This window comes from Blautia hansenii, assembly GCF_013304445.1.
In the GTDB taxonomy this organism is placed as follows: domain Bacteria; phylum Bacillota; class Clostridia; order Lachnospirales; family Lachnospiraceae; genus Blautia.
Window position 1 is genome coordinate 24,226 of record NZ_JAAITA010000025.1, and the last position, 10,607, is coordinate 34,832.

A 10,607-nucleotide genomic window follows, 5' to 3' on the forward strand; every position below is an offset into this window, starting at 1 on the left:
ATATATACACAACTCTTAAACAAAACAAAAGCAGAACAGGCAGTCTGTAAGAGGTGTAGTATTATGTATGAAAAAAAAGGATTAACGCAGATATACTGCGGCCCGGGGAAAGGGAAAACCAGTGTGGCAATCGGCCAGGCTATCAGAGCCGTGGGGCATGGAAAACGTGCCATTGTGATTCAGTTTTTAAAGGGAAGAGAGACGTCCAGACTGGATTATCTGTCTTCCATGGAACCGGACGTCCGTTTGTTCAGGTTTGAAAAGAAAGACAAATATTATGAAGATTTGACCGAAGAAGAGAAGAAAGAAGAAAATGAAAATATCCGCAATGGTCTGAATTTTGCAAGAAAGGTGTTGCTGACAGAGGAAAGCGATATGCTGATTCTGGATGAGATTCTGGGTGTTCAGGAATTTGGAATTGTGACAGAAGAAGAAGTAATTGCACTGATTCAGGCAAAAGATGACGAGACAGAACTGATTATGACAGGCAATGTGGTAACAGATGGCGTAAAAAATGCGGCGGACAGAGTGGTTTCTCTGGAAGTAGTCAAATAGACTGCAGGTTTTGGAGCAGGAAAATGAAGAGAAAGAATCTTTACTATTGAAGGAGGAAGCGTATGTCTATTTTTACAGGTGCAGGTGTAGCCATTGTCACACCGATGAAGGAAAACGGAGACGTGAATTTTGAAAAGCTGGGAGAAATTCTGGAAGAGCAGATTGCAGAAGGAACAGATGCCGTTATTATATGCGGAACTACCGGCGAATCTTCCACCATGACCCATGAAGAGCATCTGGAGGCTATCAAATATACAGTTGATAAAGTCAATAAAAGAATTCCTGTCATTGCAGGAACAGGTTCAAACTGTACGGAGACCGCGATTTATCTGTCAAAAGAGGCAGAGCAGTATGGTGCAGACGGATTGCTTTTAGTGACTCCGTATTATAATAAAGCGACACAGAAGGGACTTATTGCCCATTACACAGCTGTGGCAAATGCAGTGAAACTTCCTATTATCCTGTACAATGTGGCCAGCAGAACCGGCTGCAACATTACCCCGGAAACGGCTGCATATCTTGCAGAGCATGTGGAAAACATAGTAGGTATCAAAGAAGCATCGGGAAATATTTCCCAGGTGGCGCAGATTGCAGCGCTGACAAAAGGGAAAATGGATATTTATTCGGGAAACGATGACCAGATTGTACCCATTCTTTCCCTGGGAGGAAAGGGTGTTATTTCCGTATTGTCCAATGTAGCGCCCAAATATACCCATGAAATTGTAGCGAAGTTTATGGAAGGGGAAGTGAAGGAAAGCTGTGAAATGCAGCTGGCAGCACTTCCGCTGGTACACGCACTGTTCAGCGAAGTAAATCCCATTCCGGTAAAAGCGGCTATGAACCTTATGGGAAAAGAAGTAGGGCCTCTTAGAATGCCTTTGACAGAGATGGAAGAGGAACATAAGGAGGCGCTGAAAAAGGCCATGACAGATTTTGGCCTGAAACTTGCATAAGAAGAGAGGAAAGTAGAGAAACTGCAAAAGAAAAGAGGATAAAAAGATGGTCAGAATCATTATGAATGGCTGTAATGGCCATATGGGGCAGGTGATTTCCGGGCTGGTATCTGAAGACGGCGGCGCGGAGATTGTGGCAGGTGTGGATGTTGCAGACAAGGGATTGTATACTTATCCTGTATTTACGGATATAACCAAATGTGATGTGCAGGCAGATGTGATGATTGATTTTTCTTCTGCCAAAGCGGTAGACGGGGTGCTGGATTTCTGCAGGGAGAAAAAACTGCCTCTGGTGCTTTGTACCACAGGTTTATCTTCCGGGCAGCTGGAGAAAGCGGAAAAAACGGCACAGGAAACCGCAGTGCTGCGCTCGGCAAACATGTCTTTGGGAATTAATACCTTGCTGAAGCTTTTGCAGGATGCAGCAAAAGTGCTTGCAGCAGCAGGTTTTGATATGGAAATTGTGGAGCGCCATCATAATTTAAAAGTAGATGCTCCAAGCGGTACGGCTCTGGCTCTGGCAGACAGCCTCAATGAGGCCATGGATAACCAGTATCACTATGTGTATGACAGAAGCCAGACCAGAGAAAAGAGAGATACCAAAGAAATCGGAATTTCCGCAGTCAGGGGCGGTACCATTGTCGGAGACCATGAAGTGATTTTTGCAGGTCCGGACGAGGTGATTGAATTCAGGCATACGGCTTATTCCAAAACTGTATTTGCAAAAGGCGCCGTGGAAGCGGCGAAATTCCTCAGCGGAAAACCAGCAGGTATGTATGATATGAGTCATGTAATTAACGGCTAAAAGCAGAGCTGTCACAGAAAGCGTTATAGAGAAGCAGAGACTTTTTCGGAGCGTTTTTTGGGGCAGTTTTTGTTTTATAAATTTTTATGAAAAAAATGGTTCTGTATGTCTCCTGCATAAAAAGTGTCCGGTATGCGCATATTAACAGCAGAACTTAAAAGAAAAGGAGACAATCTTATGAAAAATCTAAGAAAAATATCTTTGGGGCTGCTTCTGGCTATGAGCTTCTGTGCATTGACAGCATGTGGAAACAACACGACAAAGGATAACAATGGAAATACCACGACAGAGGACGCCAGAGACAAAAACAACACCAACACCAACAGAGACACGAATGGAACGAACAGAACAGACAGCACAACAGACGGAACAGGAAGTCGCGACGGAGTAATAGAGGATACCGGGGAAGCCATAGGAGACGGTATCGAAGATTTGGGTGAGGATATCCGTAACGGTGCAGAGGATATGGGGGGAAATACCAACGCAGCAGGAGAACGCACCCACACAGAGACAGATAATAACCGCTAGATTCTCGCAGAAACAGAGAAGTTTTGTGCTGCTTTTCTATTAAAAGTGTAAAAGAGCGCAAAACTTTTCTTTACATACAGAGTCCGGGAAAGTATTGGATTCGGTTATACAAAATATAATCAATTTCTAAATTTTCTAAAAACTCTTGAATTTGAGAAGGAATATTGGTATAATAAGGATACATTACAAGACCAAAGGTTCATTCTTGTAAAATACATGTAAAAGGGGTTGGACATAATGAAGTTTGTTATAAGCGGAAAAAATATTGAGGTCACACAGGGACTGAAAAATGCAGTCGAAGATAAATTAGGAAAGTTGGAACGGTACTTCACCTCTGACACAGAAATCATGGTTACATTGAGTGTGGAGAAAGAAAGGCAGAAAATAGAAGTTACCATTCCCGTAAAAGGAAATATTATCCGCTCCGAACAAGTAAGCAGTGACATGTATGTTTCCATTGATTTGGTAGAAGAAATTATTGAAAGGCAGTTAAGAAAATACAAAAATAAGATTATTGATAAAAAGCAGAGTGTAGGTTTCCAGCCGGAATTTGTGGAAAAAGACTACGAAGAGGATACGAATGAAATTAAGATTATCCGTACCAAGAAATTCGGCTTCAAGCCTATGTATCCGGAAGATGCCTGTGTGCAGATGGAACTTTTAGGACATAACTTTTTTGTATTTCTCAATGCAGAGACAGAAGAAGTCAATGTGGTTTATAAGAGAAAAGGCAATACTTATGGTTTGATTGAGCCGGATTTTGGTTGAATCAGGTACGGAGCAGCATAAAGAATAAAAAGAAAAAAGGATAGCAAGAATACCGTGTATACAGTCTGAGATTGTGTATACGGTATTTTTTTGTTTGCCAGTTATCAGGAAAATGAAATTTGGAATAAGAATAATGTTAAGTAACAAAATTAAAAGTTAACATAAAAATAGGTAAACAAACAAAAAAAAGGAAGATAACAAAAGATGATGTCGTGCATGATGTGCATGGCGTTTTTTACATAAAAATAAAAAGCGGAAAAATGTACAAAAAATAAATGTAAAAACTAGGAAAAACAGATAAAATGTAAGTTGATATAAGAAAAGTATTGAAAAAATATAGGGAATATGTATACTCTAAATGTAAGGTAACAAAAGCAAAAACAATATTACTAATTATGTACCAAGAAAGGGGAAACCATGAAGAAAAAAAGCTTGAAAAAGACCGTGGCTGTCATGTTGAGCGGTGTGTGTCTTGCATCGGGAGTTGCAGTTCCGGCAGATACGGTGCAGGCATCAGCTGGTCTGGGGTATTGGCCGGAGAACCTGCCCATTCCCAACCAGTATTACTATCAAAAGGAGTCGCTGCAGCCATATGGAACCTGTCTGCAGATAGGAGAATTGAAGAACTGGAGTCCGGATAATGACCCGGATGCACGGTATAACCGGAGTTCCATTCCTCTGCGGCAGAGGTATATGGGACCCAGTGTAAATCCTCTGGCTTCCAGGGATGCCAAAGTAATGCCTCTAGCCATGTCTAACGCAAGGGCCAGTGAGGCAGAATCCCAGGGAGGAGAAGGAGATTTTGTCTATGCCTTCAATAATTTCCAGTATATAGACACCTACAATTTCTGGGGCGGTTCTTCAGCAGAAGGACCTATCTGTATTCCGTCTCCGGAGCACATTGATTCCGCTCACCGGAATGGAGTGCAGGCAACCGGTACGATTTTCATTCCGTGGGGGGATGAGGAGTATGGCGGAAGATTTGTGCGGGAACTGGTGGCGCAGGACGAACAGGGCAATTATCCATGCGCAGATAAGCTGATTGAAGTGGCTCAGTATTATGGTTTTGATGGCTATATTTTCAATGCGGAATCCGGTACAGGTGTCAGTGGGTTTAAAGAGTTTCTGGCTTATATGCAGGAGAAAGCCCCGGAAAATTTTCGAATCAGCTGGTACAACGGAAGCGGAACGCTGGGAGCAGATTCTATTGATGCCTGGATGCAGGATGAAGACAAGCGTATTACGGATGAGTGGTGGCTGGATATGTCCGGAAACGGAAACGTAGACAGTACGATAGACGCAACTTATGAAGCAGACAGAGATAAGTGGGACATCCATTCTACCTGGGAGTACATTCCTATGCAGGACGGTGCAAAGGGAGGAGATTACCACACGAGACTGGATAAGGACGGGAAGCTGAAGATTTCCCTTGGTATTCTGGCCCCTACGTCTACTTTAACCCAGTCGAAAAATTCGGATGACTTTATGAATGTGCAGGACCAGAAACTCTGGGTGGGACCGGATTTTGACCCGTCATCCACCAATCGCCCCGACGATGAATTTTGTGGTTTTGCCAATCTGGTAGCAGACCAGACACCGGTTCTGGGAACAGATTTCGTAACACATTTTAATCCGGGAAACGGCTATAAATTCTACGAAAACGGTGCAGTGACCGGCATGGAAAGCGGTTGGCACAACCGTTCTCTGACAGAAGTGCTTCCGACCTGGCGTTGGATTGTAGATGCCGAAGACGGCGCAAAAAAGGTGGAGCCTAAGATTGATTATGAAGATGCCTACTGGGGCGGTGCATCCATGAAAATCAGCGGTGGTTTAAGCGCAGGCAAGGCAAATCATATCAAGTTGTACAGCACTCAGTTGGATATTACAGACAGCTCTACGTTTGAACTGGTTTACAAGACAAAGAAAAACAGCGATGTGAAACTGTCTGTGGGACTTTGTTTTGGCGATACATATGAAGATAAGAATTTCCAGTTCTATCCCGTGGAAATTCAGGGAGATGAAAGCTGGAAAGAGGCGTCTATTCCTCTTGCAGATGAAAGCGGACAGAGGGTCAGTGCGATTTCTCTGAAACTGGAATCAGCAGGCGGTGTGGATGACTATAGCATGAATATTGGAAAGATGGGGATTGTGACAGACAAATCCCAGCCGGAAGCACCGGGAGAGATTACACTGGATGATGTGATTTATCCTACGGATTTAAGTGCAGAGGCAAGAATTTACTGGGATAAGGGGGAACATTCTTTTATCGATATTATTCACCGTGTACGTCCGGATGGACAGGAAGAATTTGTAGGTGCTACTCCTTCCGATGCGTTCTACATTCCAAAATTCCGCAAGCTGGAAGGGGAAAAAGAAGCAACCTTTAAGATTACTTCTATCAGTGAAAATGGAATTGAGGGTGATTCCAGAGAAATTAAGATTGCATGGCCCAAAGAGGTGCCGGACGGCTTTGGTCCCAGTGCAGAGTTGGGAGAAAATCTTGCTCTTCGAGCTCCGGCCGTGTGTGATGTGCCCTGTGCAGCAGATGGCCCGGTAGATAAAATCAATGATGGTGTTATTCCTTCCAGCAAATGGTGTGGTACGGCAAACAGCGGAAGCGCTTATTTGGATTTGGGGAAAGAAGTGGATATCAGCCGCTGGATTGTTTATCATGCGAATTGTAGAGGAGCCGGAGAAGGTGTAAACTACAATACGGTAGATTTTGAACTTTTATATGCTCCGGATGACGGAAAGCCAGTGTTGGACCCAACGGATAAAACTGCAGCGGAACGCGTGAAAAAGCTGAATTATAAAGAGGCAGACAAGGTAACCGGCAATAAGCAGAATGTGACAGACAGAAATCTGGATGGGCCAATCAAAGCCCGGTATATCAAGCTGCACATTACAGACTCAGATAACAGTCCATGGTCTGCAATCCGTATTTACGAGATGGAACTGTATGGAGAAAAAGGAGAAGGCAGTGTAGCGGTGCCTACAGCTCCGCTGGAAAGAAATGTTACCGTTTATAACGAAAAGGGCAATCAGGATAAGGTGATTATTGACAATGTGGGCATGCCTTATGCAGAAGGTTCTTATCCGAATGGAACTGTAAATGAGAAAACCGGAGTGGTATCTCTTTATGACAGCATGGATGCAAAAGAGCCCATTGCACAGGTTCGGGCCCAGCAGCCGGATAATGTGTATAAGCAGTACGCCGTGGGAATTGCCCAGTTTGACAATCTGAAACTCAAACCAGAGGGCGGACGCCTTTGGTATTCTGTGCAGGATGCATCCACGGGGGAAACGGTTACTACTCAGCGCTCCAGTGTGGCGTATCCGCCGGAGGATGGAAAGAAAATTCCAGAGGCTCAGGCAAAGCTTTATGGAGAGGCAGCCGGTGTGAACCTTTCCGGTGCATACGGCGCTCTGGAAATCAGCGGACTTCCCAAAGAAGCTACAGTGAAGGTTTATGACAGCAAAGATGCCTTAAAACCCATTCTGCATTCCGCTCCTGCAGGCGAAGATAAGAAAATTCTTTTGGAGAGCGTACCATTAAAAGAAGAAGGCGGAACGGTATATTATACCATTCATGCACCTGGATATTCAGATACAGAAAGATTGGAATTGGCCTATGGAGAGGTGGGGGCGCTTCCGGCTTATCAGGGAACCCTGGCAGAAATGGTCAATATGTATGAAAGAGGATTCTTTGAAGAAGAGTATCTGGATTCTACCTGGGGTGCGTTTGCTTCTGCACGCACAAAGGCGGCCGGACTTTTGGAAGGAAATCCTACAAAAGCGGAAGCGGATGCGGTGCGAATGGAATTGAAACAGGCAGAATGCGGGCTTTTAAAGAAAGCAGATAAATCCAGAATTCAGGAAGTATGTGCAGACTATGAAGCAAATAAAGGTCATTATTCCAAAGAAAGCTGGGAAAAATTCCAACCAGTGTTTGAAGAAGTAAAAGCTTTTGCTCAGGCAGAGGATGAAACAGATAAAATGACCATTCAGACCCAGCGGGTAAAGCTGGACAAGGCAGCCAGACAACTGGTAGAAATTGTACCGATTAACAGCTCGGTGATTCCGGATGAAGCGCTTTTAAAAGCTATTAAGGAGCAGACGGGCTTTGAATCTGTGGACCAGTTAAGCACCTATGAGGGCACTCTGGATTTGACCAATCTTCCAGTGAAAGACCTTACTGGTTTGGAAAAAATGGAGAAACTCAAAGGACTTATTTTAGACGGAACAAAGGTAAAAGAAGTAAATGCAAAGAATCTGCCCAAAACGCTGGAAACGCTCAGTATGAAAAACTGTGGGGGTCTGGAAACCATCGACCTGAGAAACAGCGGAATGGATAAGCTGAAACAGGCAGACATTACAGGCTGTGAAAAACTGGTTCTGGTGTATATGAATACCGGAAATCTGGAAAAACTGGAAGTTTCCGAAAATGGAAAATATGCCAATATTTACGCTCTGGATATCAGTGGAAATAAGCTGGATTTAAGTGAGAAAACTCCAGAAGGCAAGTTGGCTGCAAAGGTGGAAGAAAATCTGAAGAAGAATCCGCCTGAAAAATTGGAGAAATATACAAATGTAACACAGGGACGGAATGTAACCGCAGACGTGATGCAGGGACGTCACGAAAAACCGGAAGTCATGGTAGATGGAAAGAAAGACCAGAATGCAGATATTTATTATCTGGATACAAATGGGAAGGCGGTTATCAATCTTGGAGAAGCAAAAGATATTTCCAAAGTGGGAGCAACTTTCCAGAAGGATAACTTCCCGGCAGAGTACAAGTGGGAATATTCCGAAGACGGAAAGGATTACAAAGAACTGGCTGCTGTAAAGAAGAATGAGAAGTATCAGACTGAAAATACGTTAAAAACTCCGGTGAAGGCGCAGTACTTGAGATTTACTGTGTTAAACAAAGGAAAAGGAGAAGCCGTTGTGGTGGAACTGGAAGGGTTCGAGAAGAAAACCATTGCAAGTGGTGTTACCAGCGGCAATCAGAAACCGGAAGCAGTAGTGGATTATAAGACCATTCCGGCAGAACTTTCACTAAAACAGGGAAGCGAAGCGGTGGATATGCTGGACTATATGAAAAACTGCTACAAAGAAGTAAAAACAGTCAGAGGAACAAAAATTGCAGAGTTGACTGACGCAAAATGGCTGGCAAAAGATTACGATATTGAGGCGGCTGCAAAGATGCCGGAAGGTATGAAGGTTGTGATTACCAAAGAAGATGGAAGCGCGTGTCAAAATCCGTTTGTACCTGAAAATACAGGAAACTACACGGCAGAATACCGAGTAGGAGAAGGCAAAGCACTGGCTTCGGTCAAGGTAAAAGTAACCGCGGATAAGTCTTATCTGGAAGAGTTGGCTGCTTCCTGTGAAGGAAAGAAGGAGACGGACTACACGCCTGCTACCTGGGCCGTTTTCCAGGAAAAACTGGCAAAGGCAAAGGAACTTTTAGAAAATGAATTTGCAGGACAGGATGAAATTGATGCGGCAGAACAGGAGCTTTCAGAGGCATTGACCGGCTTGCGGGTGAAACCGATAAAAACGGTGCTGCATGTATTTATTGAACTCGCAGAAAAAGAACTGGAAAATGCAGCAGATAAGGCGCCGGAAACCATGGATGCTTTAAATACTGCTCTGACGGAAGCCAAAACTGTTTTTGAAAATCCAAATGCAACGCAGGAGGAAGTAGATGCAGCAGGCGATAAACTGTTGGAGGCTCTGAACAAAATTCGTCCTATGGCAGATAAAGAAAAACTTCTGAATCTGATTGCTCGTGTGGAAAGCATGGAGACAAGCGGCTATACAGATGCAAGTGTAAAGACTTTGGAAGAGAAACTTGCAGAAGCAAAAACAGTGGCAGAAGACGACAATGCCTTTGAAGAAGATGTGGAACTGGCATACAATAATCTGCTGCAGGCCGTGGCTCATCTGGAGGTAAAGGTTCATACTGCAGAACTGGAATATGTGATAGCAAAAGCAGAAGATATTCTTGCTAAAAAGGACAAATATATTGCGGCAACACTGGAAGGTTTAAGTGAGGAAACCAAAAAGGCAAAAGAAGTTCTGGAAAAAGCGGACGCAACACAGGAAGAAGTGAATCAGGCAGCAGCAGACCTGGCATGGAAAGTCGGGAATGCAAGACTCAAAGCAGAGAAACAGGCACTTTTGGATATGCTGGAGGAGGCAGAGAAAATGGATGTTGCTCTGTACACCGAGGAAAGTGCCCGTGCCTTTACAGGGGCACTGTTGAAGACCCGTCAGGCAGCAGAGGATGAATATGCAACGCAGGCGGAAGTGGATGCGGCCGTTTCTGAACTGGATGATGCTATGACAAATCTGGTGAAAGCAGAACCTGAGCAGCCGGAAACAAAACCTGAGGAAGAGCAGAAACCGGAGCAGAAGCCGGAATCAGAACCTGAGGAAGAACAGCACCAAGACAAGGGAACAGAAGAAGGGCAGCAGGAAGAAGCTAAAGAAGAGAAACTGGAAACTCCTTCCCACCAGGCTCCTTCTAAGAAACCGGTAAGCAGTACCAGAGACTATGCAGTTCGCAGCAGAAGACAGCACAGTGATAACACAGCGTCACAAAGCAGCAAAGAAGAACAGACGGAAGAGAGAAAGGAAACAAAAGAAGAAACTCTTCTGGCAAAGGGAGACGGTGAAGAGAATTCCAACAAGGAGACGGAAGACACCGCTGATTCAGAAAAGGCAGAAAAAGATAAAACTGTCCAGAAAGAAGAGAAAGCTTCTTATGGCTGGATTCTGGCGGGAGTCCTGATTCTTGCAGCAGCTGGAGGTCTGTGGTATTGGAAGAAAAAACAGAAAAAATAAGCAGCAGTAGAAGATAAAAGAAAGACTGCAGGAAAGCAGAAACCGGATTTTGCGAGGACGGCTTCTGCTTTCCTTTATTTCGTGGAATTATCTTGAGTTTCCGCAAACTGTAATTCAAAAATGAATATGTCTGCCCAAAGTGCCAA

6 protein-coding genes are annotated in these 10,607 nt (G+C 44.1%); all 6 read left to right on the forward strand.

Translation table 11 applies throughout. The features are described 5' to 3' along the window. Nucleotides 1-63: 63 nt before the first annotated feature. Nucleotides 64-555 carry a cob(I)yrinic acid a,c-diamide adenosyltransferase gene (locus tag G5A70_RS13650; protein WP_173750082.1) on the forward strand — a complete coding sequence of 164 codons (492 nt, stop codon included), beginning with the start codon at nt 64-66 and terminating at the stop codon, nt 553-555. Between the two features lie 62 nt (nt 556-617). Then, nucleotides 618-1,508: a 4-hydroxy-tetrahydrodipicolinate synthase gene (gene dapA, locus G5A70_RS13655; RefSeq protein ID WP_173750083.1), complete on the forward strand. Its 891-nt coding sequence runs from the start codon at nt 618-620 to the stop codon at nt 1,506-1,508. A gap of 46 nt (nt 1,509-1,554) precedes the next feature. Beyond that, a complete protein-coding gene (dapB, locus tag G5A70_RS13660) occupies nt 1,555-2,313 on the forward strand; it encodes a 4-hydroxy-tetrahydrodipicolinate reductase (protein WP_173750084.1) in 759 nt (252 codons plus the stop codon). Between the two features lie 177 nt (nt 2,314-2,490). Beyond that, entirely contained in the window at nt 2,491-2,841 is a 351-nt protein-coding gene (locus tag G5A70_RS13665) for a hypothetical protein (protein WP_173750085.1), read from the forward strand. Nucleotides 2,842-3,078: 237 nt separating this feature from the next. Then, on the forward strand, nt 3,079-3,609 hold the full coding sequence (hpf, locus tag G5A70_RS13670; RefSeq protein WP_173750086.1) for a ribosome hibernation-promoting factor, HPF/YfiA family: 531 nt from the start codon (nt 3,079-3,081) through the stop codon (nt 3,607-3,609). A 417-nt stretch (nt 3,610-4,026) separates the two neighbouring features. Continuing rightward, nucleotides 4,027-10,461, forward strand: coding sequence for an endo-beta-N-acetylglucosaminidase (locus G5A70_RS13675; RefSeq protein WP_173750087.1), 6,435 nt, complete (start codon nt 4,027-4,029; stop codon nt 10,459-10,461). Nucleotides 10,462-10,607: the final 146 nt, after the last annotated feature.

Excerpts from the sequence above, each read along its gene's own strand:
- G5A70_RS13675 (WP_173750087.1), top strand. The coding sequence starts at position 4,027 with ATGAAGAAAAAAAGCTTGAAAAAGACCGTGGCTGTCATGTTGAGCGGT.
- dapA (WP_173750083.1), top strand. The coding sequence starts at position 618 with ATGTCTATTTTTACAGGTGCAGGTGTAGCCATTGTCACACCGATGAAG.
- G5A70_RS13665 (WP_173750085.1), top strand. The coding sequence starts at position 2,491 with ATGAAAAATCTAAGAAAAATATCTTTGGGGCTGCTTCTGGCTATGAGC.
- hpf (WP_173750086.1), top strand. The coding sequence starts at position 3,079 with ATGAAGTTTGTTATAAGCGGAAAAAATATTGAGGTCACACAGGGACTG.
- dapB (WP_173750084.1), top strand. The coding sequence starts at position 1,555 with ATGGTCAGAATCATTATGAATGGCTGTAATGGCCATATGGGGCAGGTG.
- G5A70_RS13650 (WP_173750082.1), top strand. The coding sequence starts at position 64 with ATGTATGAAAAAAAAGGATTAACGCAGATATACTGCGGCCCGGGGAAA.